Here is a 19,678-nt window from a genome sequence, read left to right as displayed (position 1 = left end):
GTGAATGCAGCGGCTTCACGCGCTTCGTACTTCGGCAGGGCGGCCTCGAACGTCGTCGTACGCCGTCGTTTCATGGGGGTTCGTCGCTGCACTGGACGAGGTGGCATCGCATAATGCGTTGAGGCCCGCACCCTCACCTGAGTGATTCGACTGGTTTCCCCAGTTCGACTGCTGGCTTCAAAAGGAAACACTCATTCTCGCCAGCAGGGCCGCGAAGCGCGGGAGGCTCCGGAGCGGGTGCAGTAGCCCGCCGATGATGGGGACGCGAAGCACTGGTCGATCCGTCCCGCTGATGCGGCCGTGCTGGAAGGATCCGAGCAGACGTGCCGGTACCGAGGCAGCCCTCGAGCTATTCGAGCGCCACCGATATGCAACAGCTGTACGACTGGCGTACAGCCGTCAACTCACGGGGTCGGATACCCGCTCCGTACTCGGCGAGACTATGGTCTTGGCCGGTCCGGGCCTTCCTGAGCGGAGTGGGAGTAGCGGCTTGATTACTGCCACGGCGCCGCCATGGCAAACCTTCTACATGGCAACGCGAGACGACACCAACTGAACGAACCTGTCCTATTTTTGCTGTTCCACGTGGTCTGTCGATCGCGGTCAGGGAGAAAGCCGTGAAATTACTGCCGGAATGTATTGTTCCAACCACTCACTGATCGCAGGAGGGAAAGGAAGCCGAGAATCGCTGGACCATGCCTGAACGAACCTCGCAACGGTTTCGTCGACAACATCTAATACATCACGATTACTCACCCCCACGCGCGACTGCAACCTTTCGAATCCTCCTCTGTGCACTCGACCCATCGTCTTGGTTCCCCCCAGGCGCAGGCCGAAATCGTCGGGCTGGTCGTCCGGGAAATAGGGCGCAGTCGATACGAGGTCATAGGCGGGGCTCAGCGTGGGTGTCCGACGGTCCCGGTAGATCAGCGACCAGTTCTTCAGATGAGCGTCACCGTTACCGATAAGAAGATTAAAGGTCAGCCGGCGAACAAACTCGCGCAGTGAGTGGTGGTCCACACCTCGGTAGATCAATCCAGCGACTGTATCGAATGTACCTTCGTACTTTCTGGAGTCGTAGAAACCTCGAACTTGAGCCAGATCCTCGATGTGCACCCGACCACCGTTCTCGGTTCGGTCGAACCGAGAGATACCGAATGCCCATTCTTCGCCGTTCGCCCATGACGCGCCGGGTAATGAAGGCAGTTGGTCCCGATGCAGGAGAGCGATGTCGGGCACCTCGATACCCACAGTCCGAGCCAAGCTCATCGTAGCGTATTCGACCTTCGGCACGTCCGGGTATCGAGCGCTCGGTAGCTTGATTATCCAATTCCCGAGAGCGCCGGAAGCCGGAATGGTGAGTCGAGAGTTCCTCTTCAGCAGGGAAAATTTTAGCTGTACTCCGGCAAGCGAGAACTTCCAGCGAAGCGGTGACGGTTCGACTACTGACAGCGCCGAAGTGACGTCGCCCAACAGAGTGGGGTCGACTGCATCCGAGCCTCCCGGAAGTACCCGAACAGCGCCCGGCAGGTCATTGCCGATACTAGCCAAGAGCATCAGCTCTCGCGTTGTCGGCACACCCTCCGAGTGCGCTAGTATCCTTCTCAAAGGGCTGTCGGGATCCGGAAGCAGGTTGGAGAACCATACCGGTAATCGTGACGTGGCCTGTGGCGAGCGTCTGGGATCATCCTCGAACCACAAGCCAAGAACATCACGTTCGGGATCTTCCCAATAGTCATCCGAGAAGACGAACCGCGACACATCACCACGCTGGATTATGCTGCCGACTGCCTTACCATGGAGTAGGACGGCATAAACCGTTTGTGTCACGAATCACCTCCAATTTCGTCGGATGTATCGTCGTCAAAGTCAAAGTCGGAAAGAGGAGGGGTCGTCTCGAAGCCGTATCCCGTGCGCTCGCTCAAGAAGTTTCGTAGGTGAGATCGCAGTACGGTGGCTCGACGTTCCAGAAATTCTGCGTACCGCCCATTGTCGATGTAGGCAATCATCTGATCGTCGAGAAGCAGGCTGGCGAGCACCTTCTCGTCCCCGGCATGCGAGAGGAGAGATTCTCGGTCTACTGTCGTGATCACCCTATTGGCGGCATTGGAAGCTCCAAGCCTTCTCCGAGGCAGAATCTCCAATGCCACAGCAGCGGGCGACGACTCCCCTACGAGGAAGCTGGCGAGCTCGGAATGACTCAGCGGATCGTGAGTTACCGGGTTGATTGGATGCTTCGCCCAGAGTGCAGCAAGGATAATTTTTCCGGAGGAATGATTCGTACGAAACTCGTTCAGCTCGGGCGTCGGAACGAGTGATTCTGGCCGCGTGGCGTCCAGCAAGCGTTTCACCGATGCCGACGCACCGTCGAAACCCACAAGGCCCGCGAGCAAACGAACGTTCCCCGTAGAACCTGTATAGCCGAGAATCGAGGCGGCCGCAGTCGACCTCCAAACCCAACGGCTGAGTAGCTCAAGATTCCGGGCGCCCGGGTCATGGTACAGCGCGAAGTAGCGCGCAAGCACCAATAGGTGGAATCGAAACGGGACGAAGGTGAAATGCGGAACCCCGACCCTGTCCTGTAGGAATCTGATCACGGCCTCCAGCGCGATTTCGGTTCTCTCATACGCTTGATCGCGCGTTTCCGCATTGAAAGGCGTGCCAGAAAGACGGTCGGATGTGAACTCTGAATGGCCGTCGCGTGTAATATCCGGATGGCGCCTGACCAGTATCGCCTGGTACACGATATCCTCATCCAACCGACCGAAATCCGTCGATTGATCGAGTCTGTCGGCTATCGCCGCCGTGGAGAGTGTGTCCCCTGACGTTATCGAGGTCGCGCTATGAATGGCGTCGAAAATCTCTGATCCGCGAAGTCGCTTGCCCGCCGAATTGATTCGATCAAAAACATCGCGTAAAACTTCTTCGTCAGCTTGCTCGATTACCGACGCAGAGACTCCGACGTCACGCAGCAGGGCGGTTACGCGTTGGATTTCCCCCGCGAACTGCGCCGCGTCCGGGTTCTCCTGCAGCCATCCGAACGCTCGACTGAGATCGAAAAGATCCGGGAGAGGTATTGCGAGATCACGTTCCGATTCTTTGGATGGAACAAAACGATGCTTCTCCAGTGAGTACGCGATCCCAAATCGTTCGTCAGATCGACTCGCCTCCGGATCTACAGAATTCACCAGGCTAACTATCCGTTGCTGACCGTCGACGACCCAGAGGGCCGCAGAAGTTTCAGGAGCATCCACTCGAATCGCCCCGATCACCAGCTTTGCCGCCGGAGCGGGACGCTTCCACAACAGAAGACTACCGAAGGGATATCCACGCAGGATGCTGTCGAACAGCGCCAGCACGTCGTTGCCGTTCCATCGGAACGACCTCTGGAACTCGGGAACCCTGATCTCGCCGCTCTTGACCAGCGACACCAGTTCCTGAATCTTGTAGTTCTCATTCCGCGACTTCGTTGCCGAACTCGAAGACGCCGCTTCGTTACCGGAATCGCTCACTCCATCACACCCCGACCGTCGCTCGACACTACAAATTGATACCAGACTCCGGAACTCTGGGAGCGCCACTACGTCGATATTCTCACGAGCCAGTTCTCGTCAGTCAACAGATTTCGGGGAAGGCGCATGTTGCGCGGAACGGCGTGAGCATATGACGCGACTAGACGTTGAAGCGGAACTCGACCACGTCACCATCCGCCATGACGTAGTCCTTGCCCTCCATGCGCACCTTGCCCGCGGCTTTGGCGGCGGCCATGGAACCCGCTTCGACCAGGTCGTCGAAGGCGACGACTTCGGCCTTGATGAAGCCGCGTTCGAAATCGGTGTGGATGACGCCCGCTGCCTTCGGGGCGGTGTCGCCCTGGTGGATGGTCCAGGCGCGGGCTTCTTTCGGGCCTGCTGTGAGGTAGGTCTGCAGGCCGAGGGTGTGGAAGCCGGCGCGGGCCAGGGCGTGCAGGCCGGGTTCTGTTTGGCCGATGGATTCGAGGAGTTCGGTGGCGGACTCCTCGTCGAGTTCGAGGAGTTCGGCTTCCACCTTGGCGTCGAGGAAGACCGCATCGGCGGGGGCGACGGAGGCTTTCAGTTCGGCGACCTTCGCCTCGTCGGTGAGCACCGATTCGTCGGCGTTGAAGACGTAGAGGAAGGGCTTGGTGGTGAGCAGCGAAAGTTCTTTCAGCAGTTCGGTGTCCACCTTGTCGGCCGCGGCGAACAGGGTGGTGCCGCTGTTGAGGATCTCCTGGGCGGCCTTGGCGGCGTCGGCGACCGGCTTGCGCTCCTTCTTGACCTTGGCTTCCTTCTCCAGCCGCACGACCGCCTTCTCCAGGGTCTGCAGGTCGGCGAGGATGAGTTCGGTCTCGATCACCTCGATATCGGCGCCGGGATCGACGCGGCCGTCGACATGCACCACATCGTCGTCGGCGAACACGCGGACCACCTGGCAGATCGCGTCGGCCTCGCGGATGTTGGCGAGGAACTTGTTGCCCAGGCCCGCGCCCTCGGAGGCGCCCTTCACGATGCCGGCGATGTCGACGAACGACACGGTGGCGGGCACGATCCGCTCGGAGGAGAAGATCTCGGCCAGCTTGTTCAGCCGCGGATCGGGCAGCGCGACGACGCCGACGTTGGGCTCGATGGTCGCGAACGGGTAGTTCGCGGCGAGCACGTCGTTCTTGGTCAACGCGTTGAACAGCGTCGACTTTCCGACGTTGGGCAGGCCGACGATTCCGAGGGTGAGACTCACGAGGAAGAGAGTCTACGCGGCGCACCGACCCCGCTCCCCCGCGCCCGCCCGAAGTCAGGCATCGTCACCAGCGCGGACGTCTTCGCGGATAGGACACCCGCAATACTCGAACCGAAACCGCCTCATCACGCACCCCGCGACACACGGTGATCCGACGAGCAGACCCGCGCCACCGGCGATCAACCGGCCCCCGGTAGCGCGAGTGGCACAGCACAGCGAAGCTCGCCGCGGTTGCGCCACTCGCGGTCGCGCCTCACGGGATGAGGACGACTTTGCCGAGGTTGGCGCGCTGCTCGATGACGATGTGGGCGGCTGCGGCTTGCTCGAGGGGGAACTCGGCGTGCACGGCGGGGCGTAGTTGGCCGGAGGCGAAGTACTGCCACAGTTCCTGCCGCCAGTGCTCGTACAGCTCGGGTTGTCCCTGGGCGATCCGGGCCATTTGGAAGCCGATCACCGATTTCGCGCCGGTGAGCAGGTCGTATGCCTGGACGGTGCCGCCGCCGGAGCTGTAGGCGACCAACCGTCCACCCGAGGCCAGGGCGGCGAGGGCGGGCGGGAGCAGGTCACCGCCGACCGCGTCGAGCACATAGTCGGCCGGAGCGCCCCAGGACTCCTGGCGGTACTCGACGACGTCGTCGGCTCCGAGTTTCTGCACGAACTCCGCCTTCGCCAGATCCGACACCGCGCCGACCACCCGCACCGCGCCGCGCACCCGGGCGAGTTGGACCGCGAGGTGGCCGACGCCGCTCGCGGCGGCGGTGAGCAGGGCGGACTCGCCCTCCCGCGGAGACGCGGCGTCCAGCGCGCCGAGGGCGACCAGACCGCTGCGCACCAGCGCGACCGCGTCGACCGCCGACGCTCCGTCGGGAATCGGCGAGGCCATGGCCGCCGAAAGCAGGGCGTAGTCGGCATAGCCGTGCCCGAACACCAGGCCGGTCACTCGATAGCCGGGCGTGTACCGGTCGACGCCCTCGCCTACCGCGACCACCTCACCGGCGATCTCACCGCCCAGCGCGACGGGTTCGCGCCGCTCACGCACCTTCCGCACCACCGGCAGGGTCACCCCGACCGCCTCGACGCGGACCAGCAGCTCACCCGGCCCTGGCGTCGGGACCTCGACCGAGACGAGCTCGAGCACCTCGGGACCACCGCTGCGCTCGTACTGCACCCGCCGCATCGCACCTCCAGAAATCGTTAGGAGGCGCAACGGTAACCGGCGCGCAGCGGGTTACCACAGTCCACTACGCGCTGTAGTGGTACATCTCACCGTGGCCCGGTATCGGTGGAGAGATGTCGTGTCAGCCCTGCTCACCTTGCGATGTCGGTCCCCCGGCGTAGCGTGGCCCGTATGGAGCCGACCACGGAGGTGGTGACGGCGCGTCCGGCACCGGTGCTCGCGGCGTTCATCGACCGCTACATCGGGTATCGCATGTCCGGGTTCACCGCGTCGATCCATCGCGGGTTGCCCTCTCGGCACATGACTTTCATCGTCGCGATCGGCCCGACGATCGATGTCGTCGAGCAGACCGATCCGCGACAATCTCCGCAGGACTACCGCTGTGTGCTGAGCGGCTTGCAGGCGAGCACGGCGCTGATCGCGCACAACGGTCACCAGGAAGGTGTGGCCGTGGAGCTGACGCCCCTGGGATGCCGCACCCTTTTCGGGCTGCCCGCGGCGGCGCTGTGGGATACGACGGTCGAATTCTCCGACGTGGTCGGTCCCGTCGGCTTGGAGCTGTGGGAGCGGTTGCAATACGCGCCGACCTGGCCGGAACGCTTCTCCGCCTGTGATCGGGTGCTCTCGGCGCTCGCCGACCCGGATCGCGCGGTCGGTCCCGAACTGGCCTGGGCGTGGCGCACCGTGGTCGATTCGGGCGGAGGCGTCGCGGTCGGTCCGCTGGCCGAGGAGATCGGATGGAGCAGGCAGCACCTGACGCGCCGGTTCAACCGCGAGTTCGGCTTGAGTCCGAAGCTCGCCGCGCGGATCACCCGGTTCGAACGAGCGCGCCGGATTCTCGCGCACACACCCTCGTACATCACCATCGCCCAGGTGGCCGCCGCCTGCGGGTACTACGACCAGGCCCATCTGGATCGTGACTTCGCCGACCTGGCGGGCACGAGCCCGACGAGCTGGCTGGCCGAGGAGGTTCCATCCGTACAAGCCACCGACGAGTTCGCCGGATGACGATGGGCGCATGACGAATCCGACAGAAACCAGCACCCGCACCGCCGTCTGGCCCACGCTGACCTTCCGCGATGCCCGCGCCATGGCCACCTTCCTCGTCGAGGCGTTCGGCTTCCGGGAAGCCGCGCTCTACGCCCGCGACGACGACCCGTCGATCGTCGAGCACGCCGAACTGCGCTGGCCGCTGGGCGGCGGCATCATGTTCGGCTCGGCGGGCAAGGACGATGGACCGTTCGGCAGCCGCCCGACCGGCACCGACTCGGTGTACCTGGTCTGCGAGGAACCGGACGTCCTGTTCGCCCGGGCCACCGCCGCGGGCGCCGAGGTGGTCCGTGGCCTGCGCGACGAGGACTACGGCTCGCGCGGCTTCACGGTCCGCGACCCAGAGGGCAACCTGTGGAGCTTCGGCACCTACTGGGGCGCCTGACGCGACCGGCAACGCCCGTCCGTCACCTGCCGCTGGGCTGGCCCGAGCCCCGCGGCACCCCTCAGCGCCCGCCGAGCCCCGACATCGCGATGCCGCGGATGAACGCGCGCTGGGCGATCGCGTAGATCACCAGCAGCGGAAGCAGGATGACTACCGCGGCGGCCATCAGAATGGGCCACTGGGTGTGGTACTGGCCTTGCAGCCGGACCAGACCCAGTGTCGCGGTGGCGACATCCTCGCGCTGGATCATGACCAGCGGCCAGAGGAAGTCGTTCCACACGGTGATCCAGGTGAGCACGGCCAGCACCATCAAGGCGGGGCGGGTGTGCGGCAGCAGGACCCGCCAGTAGACCTGCCACGTAGAGCAGCCGTCGAGGATGGCGGCCTCCTCCAGTTCCTCGGGCAGCGTGCGGAAGAACTGCCGCATCAGATAGGTGCCGAACGCGCTGCCGAATAGGCCGGGCACGATCATCGCCCAGGGGGTGTCGACCCAGCCGAACGCCCGCATCAACAGGAACTGTGGGATCACGGTCACGGTCAACGGCACCATCAGCGTCGCCAAGTAGGCGAGGAACAACATGTCACGCCCACGAAACCGCAAGCGCGCGAAGGCGTAACCGGCCAGCGAGCAGAAGAAGACCTGCCCCGCCGTGACACACAGCGCGTAGATCGTGGTGTTGAGCAGCATCCGCCCCATCGGAAGCAGGTCGAAGACCTTTCCGTAGTTCGACCACTGCGGCCGTTGCGGAAGGAAGGCGGCGTCGGCGATCTCGCCGTCGCGTTTCAGCGAGCCGGACACCGCCCACAGGATCGGCAGGAGCGCACACCACGCGATGCCGACCAGCACCGCATACGCCGCGGTCCCGCGCAGCACCCGCCGCACGATCGCCCGGTCGGCCCGGCCGGCCGCGACGATCACGCGATCGCGCCGGACCGGCAGCGCGCGTCGCACGACCTCGTAGGTGTTCACTGCTGCACCTCCGCCCGCCGGGCCATCCGCAGTTGCACGAGCGTCAGCAGGAACAGCAGCGCGAAGATCACCCAGGCCAGCGCGGAGGCGTACCCGACCTCGTAGAAGCCGAACGCGTTCTGGAACAGCATGATCCCCAGCAGGTAGGTCCCCGTCTCCGGTCCGCCGTTGCCGCCGGTCAGCGCGTAGGCCTGGTCGAAGGCCTGCACCGAGTTGATGATCGTGATGATGAAGACGAACGACAGCGGCCCCCGGATCAGCGGCAGGGTGATCGCGGAGAACCGCCGCAGCGCGCCCGCCCCGTCGATCTTCGCCGCCTCGTAGAGCGTCTCGGGCACCCCCTGCATGGCGGCGAGCAGGATGACCGTCGCGAACGGCACGCTCTTCCACACTGTGACGATGCTGAGCGAGACCAGCGCCCAGTCGGGGTGAGTGAGCCAGGGCACCGCGTCGATGCCGATCCAGCCGAGCGCGACATTGAGCAATCCGTCGTCGGTGAACAGGAACCGCCACACCACCGCCATGGCGACCGCCGACGCGACCAGCGGCAGAAACGCGATGGTGCGAAATATACCGATACCGGCTAGCTTTCGATTCAACGCGGCGGCGACGGCTAGTCCGATCGCTATCGTGGGCGCCAAGGTCAGCACCGTGAAAACGGCCGTATTGCGCAGCGCGATGAGAAACAACGGGTCGGATGCGAACAGCCGCCGGTAGTTGTCCGGACCGACAAAACGCATGGGGCCGAACAAGTCCCACGAATGGAAACTCAGATAGAGCGAAAATACCAACGGGAACAACAGGAAAATCGCGACCGCCGCCACATTGGGCGCGACGAATGCCCAACCCGCTCGTTCCCGCTGTCGCGCCAAGCGCGAAGCGACGCCGCGCAGGTCTTTGCTCGCGGTTCGCGACCGCCGTGCCCGGTTCATGGCGTGTCCAGCAGCGCGTCGACATCGGAGGCGAAGCGTCCGTCCAGGGACGCGGCCGTGGCGGCGCCGCGCAGCACCCGATTGGAGCCGCGCTCGAGCAAGGCGGAGACCTTGCCCCAGGCAGGAGTCACCGGCAGGGGACGAGAGCTGGACGGGCCGTCGGTGAACACTTCGAGATTGCGGATCTCCCGATGCGCGGCAGCGAAACCCGGCGAGCGCATCGCAGATTCCAGGACCGGGACGAACAGGCCGGAGGAGGCGATGATCGCCTGCCCGACCGGCCCGGTCGCGAATTTCACGAACTCCCAGGCTTGTTCGATGCGCGGGCTGTCCGCGGCGATGGCCAGGCCCGTACTGCCGACGTCGGTGATCGCGCCGGGTCCGCCGTGCGGGCCGACCGGCAGCACCGTGACATCGACGGCGAGATCGTCGTGCCCCGCGAATTCGGAATACAGCCAGTGCCCGCCCAGCGCCATCGCCGCCCGTCCGCGACGAAACAGGTCGGGGGCCGAAACCGAGAGCGTGTCGGCGGCTTTCGGGGCCACGCGGTGGCGTACGGCGAGGTCGGCGTAGAACTGGAATCCTTCGGCGAAGCGTGGATCGCCGAGGTTCGTCCTGGTGGGGTTCACCGGGGGGGAGAACCATTCGGCGCCGTTGTTCATGCCGAAGCAAGCCGCCGAGAAGTACGGCACCCAGGCGTCGACGAAGCCCCATCGGGTCCGCCCGGAAGAATCCGTCCCGGTCAACGCCTTGGCCGCGGCCAGGAACTCCTCGAACGACCAGGCGTCACGCCAGCGCGCGGGCGCGGTGAGCCCAGCCTGCTCGAACAATTCCCGGTTGTAGTACAGGAACACCCCGGACCACTGCTCGGGCAGCGCGTATTGCCCACCGGCGTAGGCGAAGGTGTCGTACAGCGCCGGGTAGCTGTCGGCGCGGAGCTGGGCGGCGTAGCGCGGATCGCGGTCGAGCAGCGTGTTCAGGTCCAGCAGCACGCCGCGCTGGGCCAGGCCGGAATACAGCAGTTCCCAGGCCATCAGTACGTCCGGGCACTTACCGCCCGCGCAGTAGGTGAGCATCTGCTGCAGCGGGTCCGGTCCCGACATGATGGTGCGAATCCTGATGCCGGGGTGCCGTTTCCGGAACTCGTCGATGATCTTCAGCCGGACCCGAGCCTCCTCCGGCCTGGCCTGGAAGAAGAAGGTCAGCGCGTCGTCATCGGAACCGCAACCGCCACTCGCCAGCAGCCCGGCGGCCAGCGCCGACCCGAGCACCGTCCGGCGACGGACCCGGGCGACGGGATTCGCACGCAACACAGCCCTCCTCCGGGGCGGATGTGGAACTCCTCGAACCGCATGGCAGCATACGTTCGGCAATCACGTGGTGACGGCCGACACATGAACAATATTTCACGGTGCCCGTCCGGCGTCCGGAATCGGCACGGCGGCGCGCACCGATCGGATACGTTGTCACGTGTTTCAGCAAGATCCTGCGCGTTTTACAGGAGAGTAGGCCGATGGCGACAATCGAATATCTGCGGACCGATCCCGATCTGCCGCCCGTCGGCGTGGTCGACAAGTCCCCGATCACCCCGGCCAAGAAATTGATCTTCGCCGGGATCGCCGTACTCGGCGCCATAGCCTGGGCGGTGCTCGCCATATCGCGGGGCGAATCGGTGAACGCGGTGTGGATCGTGATCGCAGCGGTGTCCACCTACGTCATCGCCTACCGGTTCTACGCCAGGTTCATCGAACGAAAGATCGTCGAACCGCGCGACGACCTGGCCACGCCCGCCGAGATCCTGGAGAACGGCAAGGACTACATGCCGATGGACCGGCGGGTGCTCTACGGGCACCATTTCGCCGCCATCGCGGGCGCTGGTCCCCTGGTCGGCCCGGTGCTGGCCGCGCAGATGGGCTACCTGCCCGGGACCATCTGGATCGTGGTCGGCGTGGTGCTGGCCGGTGCGGTGCAGGACTACTTGGTGCTGTGGGTCTCGATGAAGCGACGCGGTCGCAGTCTCGGACAGATGGCCCGGGACGAACTCGGCGTGATCGGCGGTTGGGCGGCCATCGTCGGCGTCCTGGTGATCATGATGATCCTTCTGGCCGTGCTCGCGCTGGTGGTCGTCAACGCGCTCGCGCACAGCCCATGGGGCGTCTTCTCGATCGGCATGACCATTCCGATAGCGCTGTTCATGGGTGTGTACCTGCGGTTCCTGCGGCCCGGCAAGGTCGGCGAGGTCTCCGCGATCGGGTTCGGCCTGCTGCTGCTGGCCATCGTGAGCGGCGGCTGGGTGTCGGAAACCGATTGGGGCGCGGACTGGTTCACGCTCTCACCGGTGACCATTTCCTGGCTGCTGATCGCCTACGGCTTCTTCGCCTCGGTGCTGCCGGTGTGGCTGCTGCTGGCGCCGCGCGACTACCTGTCGACGTTCATGAAGGTCGGCACCATCGTGCTGCTCGCGGTCGGCATCCTGGTCACGCTGCCGGTGCTGCAGGCGCCCGCGGTGTCGAGTTTCGCCTCCACCGGCACCGGCCCGGCCTTCGCGGGCTCGCTGTTCCCGTTCCTGTTCATCACCATCGCCTGCGGCGCGCTGAGCGGTTTCCACGCGCTGGTCTCCTCCGGCACCACGCCGAAGCTGCTGGAGAAGGAATCGCACGCGCGGATGATCGGCTACGGCGGCATGCTGATGGAGTCGTTCGTCGCGGTCATGGCCATCATCACCGCCTCCATCATCGACCAGCACCTGTACTTCGCGATGAACGCGCCGCTGGGCCTCACCGGCGGAACCGCGGAGAAGGCCGCGGCCTACACCAACGGTCTCGGGCTCAGCGGTCCCCCGGTGACACCGGAGGAACTGAACCAGGCGGCCAGTGACGTCGGCGAATCGACGATCATCTCCCGCACCGGCGGCGCGCCGACGCTGGCGGTCGGCATCTCCGAGGTGTTCCACCAGTTCCTCGGCGGCGCGAGCATGAAGTCGTTCTGGTATCACTTCGCGATCATGTTCGAGGCGCTGTTCATCCTCACCACGATCGACGCGGGCACCCGCGTGGCGCGGTTCATGCTCTCCGACGCGCTGGGCAACTTCGGCGGGCCCGCGAAGAAATTCCGTGACCCGTCCTGGCGGGTGGGCGCGTGGCTGTGCTCGGCGATCGTGGTCGGCGCGTGGGGTTCGATCCTTCTGATGGGCGTCACCGACCCGCTGGGCGGCATCAATACGCTGTTCCCGCTGTTCGGCATCGCCAACCAGTTGCTCGCTGCCATGGCGTTGACCGTGGTGCTGGTGATCGTGGTGAAGAAGGGCCTCGCCAAATGGGCCTGGATTCCGTGCATTCCGCTGGCCTGGGATCTGGTGGTGACCATGACGGCGTCGTGGCAGAAGATCTTCTCCGACGATCCGAAGCTCGGATACTGGAAGCAGCACAGCATCTGCGAGACCGCCCAGGAGGCAGGCAAACTCTGCCTGACGGCGAAGACCCAGGACGATATGGACGCGATCGTGCGCAATACCTTCATCCAGGGCACGTTGTCGATCGTGTTCGCGGTGCTGGTGTTGATCGTGGCGATCGTCGGAGCGGTGGTGGCCTACCGCGCATGGCACTCCGGCGAGACGACGACCACCGAGACGCCGGAGGAGCCGTCGAAGATCTTCGCGCCCAGCGGATTCGTCGCCACCGCGGCGGAGAAGGAAGTCCAGAAGCAGTGGGACGAGTTGATCGCGACCGGACAGGTGCGCGCCCCCGGCGCGGCCCACGTCCACGCGCAATGAGCGACTCCGCGACCTCGGGTGCCGACCGGTCCGTGCGACCGGTCGGCACCCGGCTGCGCGCCGCGGCCCACGCCTGCCGCCACGGCGTTCGAGCGGCCGTCTGGTGGTGGAACTCGATCCTCGGCGGGCAGGACTACCAGCGCTACGTCGCGCACCTGCGGCGCAGGCATCCGGGCTGCGCGATCCCGACCGAGCGGGAGTACTGGCGGCAGCGGCATGCGGAAGCGGATCACAATCCGGCCAATCGCTGCTGCTGAGCGGCAGAATTTCGGTGCGCGCCGCCACACGTCGATTCGGTAGTTGCCCCAACCGGCGACCAGGCAAGCGTTGTGCGATGTCATGACCCGTTGTGCGAGGTAGCGACGACCCCGGGTGGTGCTGGCCGATTTCCGCTAGCACGGGTTCGTCGCAGCTGCCATTGTGGTGTGCGTGACGATCACGGCATTGGATTTCGAACGTTGCTACCGGGCGGTGTCGACCCGGGACTCGCGATTCGACGGGCAATTCTTCACGGCGGTGCGAACCACCGGAATCTATTGCCGCCCTTCGTGTCCGGCGATCACGCCGAAGCGGGCGAACGTGTCGTTCCTGCCGACCGCCGCCGCGGCGCAGCAGGCGGGTTTTCGCGCCTGCCGCCGCTGCCTGCCGGACGCCGCGCCGGGCTCGCCGCTGTGGAACACGAGGGCGGATCTGGCCGCGCGCGCGATGCGGCTGATCGGTGACGGCGTGGTCGAGCGGGCCGGAGTGCCCGGGCTGGCCGCCACGCTCGGCTATTCCCAGCGCCAGCTCACCCGGGTGCTGACCACCGAGCTGGGCGCGGGGCCGTTGGCGCTGGCCAGGGCGCACCGGGCGCACACCGCGCGGCTGCTGATCCAGACCACCGCGATGCCCATGTCCGACATCGCGTTCGCGGCGGGCTTCACCTCCATCCGCCAGTTCAACGACACGGTCCGCGAGGTGTTCGCGGTCAGTCCCACCACCATGCGGCTGGAGGCGCAACGCGCGAAAACCGGCGTCCCCGCGCGTCCGGCGCCGACCGGCAGCGGCTCGCTCACATTGCGGCTGCCCTACCGGGAGCCGCTCGACCGGGCATGGCTGGAGTGGTTCCTGTCCGCCCACGTCGTACCGGGCATGGAACTGTGGGACAACCGCACCTACACCAGGAACCTGCGCACGCCACACGGGCACGCCACCGCGCGGCTGAGCTTCCAGCGCGACCACGTGCGGGCGGAGCTGTCCCTGCACGACATGCGCGACCTCGCGCCGACGGTGACCCGGCTGCGGCACCTGCTGGATCTGGACGCCGATCCGGTCGGGATCGATGAAGCGCTCGGCGCCGGACCCGCGGCAGGCGGCCCTTCCTCCGAACGACTGCCGGAGAACGGCACCGAGTACCTGCCGGACGCGGGGGCGGGGTCGCCGCCCGAAGGCGATGCGCTGACCGAGGTGGACCCGCTCGGCGCGGGACGGCCCTCGTTCAGCGCGGGTATCCGGGTGCCCGGCTGCCTGGACGGAACCGAACTGCTGCTGCGCACCATGATCGGGCAGCAGATCTCGGTGTCCGCCGCCGCGACGCACACCGCCCGGTTGGTCGAGGCGCTCGGCGAGCGGGTCGACGGGCCGATCCCGCTGCTGTTCCCGACGCCGGAGGTGATCGCCGAACGCGGAGCCGAGATCTTGACCGGACCGGCGCGGCGGATCCGTTCCATCATCGCGGCCGCCGAAGCAGTGGCCTCGGGTGAACTGCTGCTGCACCAGGGACGCACCGCGGCCGATCTGCGCCGTGACCTGCTCGCGCTGGACGGCGTGGGGCCGTGGACGGCCGACTACGTGACCATGCGTCTGCTCGCCGACCCGGATGTCCTGCTCGGCACCGACCTGGTGGTCCGCCGCGGCGCGACCCTGCTCGGCATCGACCTGACCGACACCGCGCGCTGGGCGCCATGGCGGTCGTACCTGTCCATGCACTTGTGGAAAGCGGCGCTGACCAGCCGCGCCACACCCGCCCAAGCCCCAGCGCTCGCCACCACGAAAGGCAGTGTCGAACCATGAACGCCAGCATCGCCCTCCGCACCGAGATCGTTGGTACCCGCACCACCACCGCGGATTTCGCGGTCACGCAGACCCCGCTGGGCCCGTTCACCACCCTCGTCGGCTCCGACGGCGCGGTCTTGGCCTCCGGCTGGACGTCCGACGCGGAGAACCTGCGCGGCCTCATCCACCCCGCCCTGCGCCCTGACCGACTGCGGCAACGAGATTCGCTGGGCGAGGTGACCGGCGCCGTCACCGCCTACCACGAGGGCGACCTCCGGGCGATCGACCCGGTTCCCGTTCGCCAGCGGTCCGGGGAGTTCCTGCTACACGCGTGGGAGGTGCTTCGCACCGTCCCGGCGGGCAGCCCCCTCACCTACACCGAATTCGCCGCCCGCTCCGGCCGCCCCGACGCCACCCGCGCCGCGGCCAACGCGTGCGCCCGAAATGCCGCCGCCCTCTTCGTGCCCTGCCACCGGATCCTCCGCATCGGCGGCGCACTCGGCGGCTTCCGGTGGGGATTGCCGATCAAGCGTTGGTTGCTCGACCATGAGGGGTGCATCCGCTGAATCCACAGCGCGGCTTGCTCCTGGGAATCATCGGCTCGAAGCGTCGGTTGGAGACCCTGTCGGTTCCGCCGTGGAAGCTCGAGGAGACTGCGTTGAAGATCATTGTTGTCGGCGCGAGTGGCACCATCGGCTCGGCGGTCGTCGCGGCGTTGGAGCCGAATCACGAGGTGGTGCGGGCATCTCGGCGCGGCCCGGTTCAGGTCGACCTGGACGACCCCGCCTCGATCGACGCGCTCTTCGAGACGGTCCGTGATGTCGATGCCGTAGTGGTCACCGCCGCCAGCGGCAAACTGACCGCGTTGGACTCCGACGACGATTTCATCCGCGGCCTGCAAGGCAAGCTGTTCGGGCAACTGCACCTGGTCCGGCGCGCGATCCAACACCTTCGGGATGGAGGTTCGATCACCTTGACCAGTGGCGTGTTCGCACGTCCGATGGTGGGCGGTTCGTTCGGTGCGCTGGTCAATGCCGGGTTGGAGGCATTCGTCGAACATGCCGTGATCGAGATGCCGCGCGGTCTGCGGGTCAACGCGGTCGGGCCGGGCTGGGTGGCGGAGACACTCGAGTCCATGGGTCTCGATCCCGCCGCCGGAACTCCGGTCAATGTGGTGGCCCGCTCGTATGTGCAAGCTGTCGAAGGAAGCGCTCAGGGCAAGACGTTCCGCCCGCACAGATGATCGAGCAGCCGGGCATTTTCGGCCGGGACGATACCGAGCCGTCGGCGTCGGTGCGAGGCAGAGGAACCTTGTCGAGCAGGTCCGGGTGTGCTCCGGCCCGCCATCAGCATGAACAAGCCGGCGATGCGGGTGCGGTCACCGCGCGGCGCGATCAGGCGATGGTTGCCTGGAGGTGGGATCCGGTGCGGCCACGCAGGACATGCAGGCGGCTGGGAATGCGTTGGCGCATCTCGTCCACGTGGCTGACCACGCCCACCACCCGGCCGCCTGTGCGGAGTTCGTCCAGCACACCCATCACAGCGTCCAGGGTGTCGGCGTCCAAGCCGCCGAAGCCCTCATCGATGAAGAGTGTGTCCAGCACCAGGCCGCCGGATTCGGCCGCCACGGTGTCGGCCAGCCCTAGCGCCAACGACAGTGAGGCCATGAAGGTCTCGCCGCCGGAGAGCGTCTTGGCCGGGCGGATGGCTCCGGTGTAGTCGTCCCGGATGTCGAGGCCGAGCCCGCCTCGGCGACCGCGCGGCCCGGCCTTGTCCGAGTGGACGAATTCGTACCGGCCGCCGGACATTCTGCGCAATCGCAGCGAACCGGCCTGTGCCACCTCTTCCAGGCGGGCGGCCAGGACATACGAGTGCAGGGACATGCGGCGGTTGTTCGCACCGCGCCCGGCGACGACGTCGGCGAGCCCGTCCAGCTCCTCGAACGCTCGTTGCGCCGGGGCGATCCGATCCACAGCGGCCCAGAGCTGTCCACCGAGGTCCTCCAGCTGGCTTGCCCGCCTGCTCGCTTCCGCGTGGGCGGCCACCGCCGCGTTGAGAGCGGTCTGCGCGGCGGTCACCAGTGCGTCGAGCTCGGCCAAGTCGCCGGGCTCTTGCTCGGCCGCCGCCTGGATCTCCGGTTCGGCCAAGACGGCTTCCGCCGCGGCGCGGGCGCGGTCGGCCGCCACGAGTTCGGCTTCGATCTCGGCCTGCCGCTGCGGGCCGCGGGACGCGGCGGCGACGACCTTCGCGTAGGCGGTCAAGAGCGCGACGTCGTCTCGGGCGGTGAGATGACCGTCGGCGCCGCGACGCACCGGTTCGACCGCACCAGCGGATACGGAAGCAGTGGCTTCCGAGGACGGAACCGAATCGGCGCTGGGTGGGGTCGCAACTTCGGTCGCGGCGGACGACGCGTCGCCGAACCCTCCTTCTGAAATGAATCCAGCGGCGCGAGCGAGGTTTTCGACCCGGTCGGTGATCAGCGACACCTGCTCACGCGCGGCGACCGCTTCGGACCGGGCAGCGCGCAGGGCGGTCGCCTCGGCGACGAGGGCGGCGAGGCGGGACCGGCGACGCTCGATCGTCTCGTCGGCGCCGGCCGCGGTGCGCAGCCGTTCGGAGAACTCGGCGAGCCGTGCCTCGGCGGAGACGACGGTGGCGGCCACCGCGCTGCGACGGGCTTCGGATGCGCTCAGCTCGTCGTGCAGGCGGGCCAAGTCTTCGCGCAACCGGGCGAGTTCGGCTTCCAGTCCGTCGGCGTTGGCGGCCAGTTCGGACGTGTCCTCGTAGCGGTCGGTCGCGGCGCGCAGAGCCGCGGCGAGTTCGACGCGGTCGGTGTCGCCGCCGCGAGCGACGAGCGCTTCGATCTCACGCTCGAGCCCGGCGATGCGGGCCAGCGCGCGGTCGCGGGTGTCCTCCGCGGCGCGCTCGGCCGCCACGGCGGCCTCCTCCTCGTCTTTGGACACCGCGGCATCAGTGGGCCGGGCGGGTGCCGGATGCTCCGCGGAACCGCAAACCGCGCACGGACTTCCGTCGACCAGCGCGCCCGCCAGTTCGGCGGCCATCCCGCTCAGCCTGCGCTCGCGCAGATCCAGTACGAATTCCTTCGCATCGAGGTGCGCGGTGCGGGCGGCGTCGAACTCGACGCGGGCGTGATCGAGCGCGGTGCGGCGAGCGGCCAGATCCACCGCGGCCGTGGCGGCGGCCTGCAGCCGCTCGGTTTCCGTGGTGATCCCGGGCAGCGCCGCGACCGCTTCGGTGGCTTCGCGCAGCCTTGTCTCGGCCGCGGTGAGCGCGGCCGGCAACAGCTCGCGCCGCGCGGCGAGTTCGGCGACGCGCCGGGCCAGCGTCGCGTCCTCGGCGCGCAGAGCGTCGAGTTCGCCGCCGAGCCGCGTGGCGGCCTCGGCGTCGGCCCGCACTTCGTCCAGTGCGCCGATCTGCCCGCTCCAACGCTGGATCGCCGCGTCGATGTCGGCGTCCTCGCGCACCTGCTCGCCGTCGGAATCGACCAGTTCGGCGCCACCGAGGTCGACGCCCGCCGGTTCCAGGAGCCGGGCCGCCAGTCGTCGGGCCGATTCGCGCTCTTCGCTCTCGCGCTGCCGCTGGACGCGCACCGCCGAACGCGCTTCGTCGATCGCGACGGCGACCGGCTCGGCGCGGCGGGCCGCTTCGAGTTCGGCGTGCAACGCGGCCCGCCGCTCGGCGCCCGCGGCGTAGTCGTCCAGCTGTGCCCGCGCCGCGGCCGTGCGGCGGCGCAACTCGTGCAGCCTACGATGCTGTTCGGCCTGCGCCCGCGCTCTCGTCGCGTCCTGCTGGCAACGTTCGAGTTCCGTGACGGCAGCAGCCAGATCGGCGCGTGCGGCCGACAGCAGATCCTGCGACCAACCGACGCACTCCGCCGGACCGACCGAATCCAGCACCCCGGCGGCCATGCCGACCTGGGTGATCAGTCGCTTGACACCGTCGGTACGAGCATCCAGATCCGCCTCGGCGGCACGGCGTTTCTCGGCGAGCCACTGCTCCGCAGTGCCGAAACGCTTGGTGTCGAAGAGCTTTTCGAGCAGTTTCTCCCGATCTTCGTTGTCCGCCCGCAAGAAGCGGGCGAAATCGCCTTGTGGCAACAGCACCACTTGGAAGAACTGGTCGGCACTCATACCGAGCAGGCGCAATACCTCGTCGCCGATATCGGGTATCCGAGAGAGGTTTTCCCCAGTGCCGTCCAGCCAGGTCAGTGTCGCCTTCGCGTTGATGGTGCGCAGGCCGGTGCCGTCTCGCTTGGGACGCTGGAACTCGGGGCTGCGGGTGAGACGTAGCCGCCGCCCGCCCAGGGTCGCCTCCAGCACCACCTGCGGTGGCGTCTGCTCCGGGGCGTGATCGGAGTGCAGGCGCTTGCTCTCCCCGCGCGCGCCGGGAACTCTGCCGTAGAGCGCGAACGCGATCGCGTCCAGCACCGTGGTCTTGCCCGCTCCGGTCTGGCCGTGCAGCAAGAACAATCCGTCGGCGCCGAGCGCGTCGAAGTCGACGACCGTGGTGTCGGCGAACGGGCCGAACGCGGTCATCTGGAGCTTGTGCAGTCTCATGCCGCCGCGCCCGCGCCCGGCCTCGGCAG

Annotated in this window: 15 protein-coding genes; 7 read left to right on the top strand and 8 right to left on the bottom strand. The window is 66.9% G+C overall.

Translation table 11 applies throughout. From position 1 onward, the window contains the following. Positions 1-603: 603 nt before the first annotated feature. The 4 genes from M8859_RS19150 to M8859_RS19135 all read right to left on the bottom strand — a co-directional run bounded on the left by M8859_RS19150 (position 604) and on the right by M8859_RS19135 (position 5,929). Positions 604-1,830: a type II toxin-antitoxin system HipA family toxin gene (locus M8859_RS19150; protein WP_249644626.1), complete on the bottom strand. Its 1,227-nt coding sequence runs from the start codon at positions 1,828-1,830 to the stop codon at positions 604-606. Beyond that, positions 1,827-3,512, bottom strand: coding sequence for a DUF262 domain-containing protein (locus M8859_RS19145; protein WP_249644625.1), 1,686 nt, complete (start codon positions 3,510-3,512; stop codon positions 1,827-1,829). Before M8859_RS19145 ends, M8859_RS19150 begins: the two co-directional genes overlap by 4 nt. A gap of 160 nt (positions 3,513-3,672) precedes the next feature. Next, on the bottom strand, positions 3,673-4,752 hold the full coding sequence (ychF, locus tag M8859_RS19140) for a redox-regulated ATPase YchF (RefSeq protein ID WP_159927559.1): 1,080 nt from the start codon (positions 4,750-4,752) through the stop codon (positions 3,673-3,675). Positions 4,753-5,005: 253 nt separating this feature from the next. After that, positions 5,006-5,929 (bottom strand): quinone oxidoreductase family protein, encoded by a 924-nt coding sequence (locus tag M8859_RS19135; RefSeq protein ID WP_249644624.1) that lies wholly within the window; start codon positions 5,927-5,929, stop codon positions 5,006-5,008. 171 nt (positions 5,930-6,100) lie between these two features. Between M8859_RS19135 and M8859_RS19130 the strand changes: the two genes are divergently transcribed. Both M8859_RS19130 and M8859_RS19125 read left to right on the top strand, forming a co-directional pair. Beyond that, positions 6,101-6,937, top strand: coding sequence for an AraC family transcriptional regulator (locus M8859_RS19130; RefSeq protein WP_159927563.1), 837 nt, complete (start codon positions 6,101-6,103; stop codon positions 6,935-6,937). 10 nt (positions 6,938-6,947) lie between these two features. After that, entirely contained in the window at positions 6,948-7,364 is a 417-nt protein-coding gene (locus M8859_RS19125) for a VOC family protein (RefSeq protein WP_159927565.1), read from the top strand. Between the two features lie 61 nt (positions 7,365-7,425). Here the strand turns inward: M8859_RS19125 and M8859_RS19120 are convergent, their stop codons facing one another. Genes M8859_RS19120 through M8859_RS19110 form a run of 3 tightly spaced genes read right to left on the bottom strand, consistent with a single transcriptional unit; the run spans position 7,426 to position 10,576 of the window. Continuing rightward, positions 7,426-8,280, bottom strand: a complete 855-nt coding sequence (locus tag M8859_RS19120) for a carbohydrate ABC transporter permease (RefSeq protein WP_159927707.1) — start codon at positions 8,278-8,280, stop codon at positions 7,426-7,428. A 50-nt stretch (positions 8,281-8,330) separates the two neighbouring features. Further along, a complete protein-coding gene (locus tag M8859_RS19115; RefSeq protein ID WP_236565596.1) occupies positions 8,331-9,206 on the bottom strand; it encodes a carbohydrate ABC transporter permease in 876 nt (291 codons plus the stop codon). Between the two features lie 56 nt (positions 9,207-9,262). After that, the gene (locus M8859_RS19110) at positions 9,263-10,576 is read right to left on the bottom strand and encodes an ABC transporter substrate-binding protein (RefSeq protein ID WP_195070985.1); all 1,314 of its coding nucleotides are present in this window, start codon (positions 10,574-10,576) and stop codon (positions 9,263-9,265) included. A 203-nt stretch (positions 10,577-10,779) separates the two neighbouring features. Here M8859_RS19110 and M8859_RS19105 point away from each other — a divergent pair, with 203 nt between their 5' ends. The 5 genes from M8859_RS19105 (at position 10,780) to M8859_RS19085 (ending at position 16,315) form a co-directional block, all read left to right on the top strand. After that, positions 10,780-13,038, top strand: coding sequence for a carbon starvation CstA family protein (locus tag M8859_RS19105; RefSeq protein WP_249644623.1), 2,259 nt, complete (start codon positions 10,780-10,782; stop codon positions 13,036-13,038). Between the two features lie 53 nt (positions 13,039-13,091). Further along, entirely contained in the window at positions 13,092-13,295 is a 204-nt protein-coding gene (locus M8859_RS19100; protein WP_249644641.1) for a YbdD/YjiX family protein, read from the top strand. A 163-nt stretch (positions 13,296-13,458) separates the two neighbouring features. Then, complete coding sequence (locus tag M8859_RS19095; RefSeq protein ID WP_195070983.1) at positions 13,459-15,090, top strand: DNA-3-methyladenine glycosylase 2 family protein; 1,632 nt, start codon at positions 13,459-13,461, stop codon at positions 15,088-15,090. Then, positions 15,087-15,638, top strand: coding sequence for a methylated-DNA--[protein]-cysteine S-methyltransferase (locus M8859_RS19090; RefSeq protein ID WP_195070982.1), 552 nt, complete (start codon positions 15,087-15,089; stop codon positions 15,636-15,638). Before M8859_RS19095 ends, M8859_RS19090 begins: the two co-directional genes overlap by 4 nt. A 92-nt stretch (positions 15,639-15,730) precedes the next feature. Further along, entirely contained in the window at positions 15,731-16,315 is a 585-nt protein-coding gene (locus M8859_RS19085; protein WP_249644622.1) for a short chain dehydrogenase, read from the top strand. Between the two features lie 151 nt (positions 16,316-16,466). On the opposite strand, the gene M8859_RS19080 is transcribed toward M8859_RS19085, so the two are convergent. Continuing rightward, the gene (locus M8859_RS19080; protein WP_249644621.1) at positions 16,467-19,649 is read right to left on the bottom strand and encodes an AAA family ATPase; all 3,183 of its coding nucleotides are present in this window, start codon (positions 19,647-19,649) and stop codon (positions 16,467-16,469) included. Between the last annotated feature and the right edge of the window lie 29 nt (positions 19,650-19,678).

This window comes from Nocardia sputi (genome assembly GCF_023501985.1).
The sequence above is the reverse complement of the archived record's forward strand: the minus strand, read 5'-3'. Positions and strand labels throughout refer to the sequence as shown.

Bases quoted from the DNA above. Each gene is read 5' to 3' on its own strand.
- M8859_RS19105 (WP_249644623.1), top strand. From the start codon at position 10,780: ATGGCGACAATCGAATATCTGCGGACCGATCCCGATCTGCCGCCCGTC.
- M8859_RS19125 (WP_159927565.1), top strand. From the start codon at position 6,948: ATGACGAATCCGACAGAAACCAGCACCCGCACCGCCGTCTGGCCCACG.
- M8859_RS19130 (WP_159927563.1), top strand. From the start codon at position 6,101: ATGGAGCCGACCACGGAGGTGGTGACGGCGCGTCCGGCACCGGTGCTC.
- M8859_RS19135 (WP_249644624.1), bottom strand. From the start codon at position 5,929: ATGCGGCGGGTGCAGTACGAGCGCAGCGGTGGTCCCGAGGTGCTCGAG.
- M8859_RS19080 (WP_249644621.1), bottom strand. From the start codon at position 19,649: ATGAGACTGCACAAGCTCCAGATGACCGCGTTCGGCCCGTTCGCCGAC.
- M8859_RS19090 (WP_195070982.1), top strand. From the start codon at position 15,087: ATGAACGCCAGCATCGCCCTCCGCACCGAGATCGTTGGTACCCGCACC.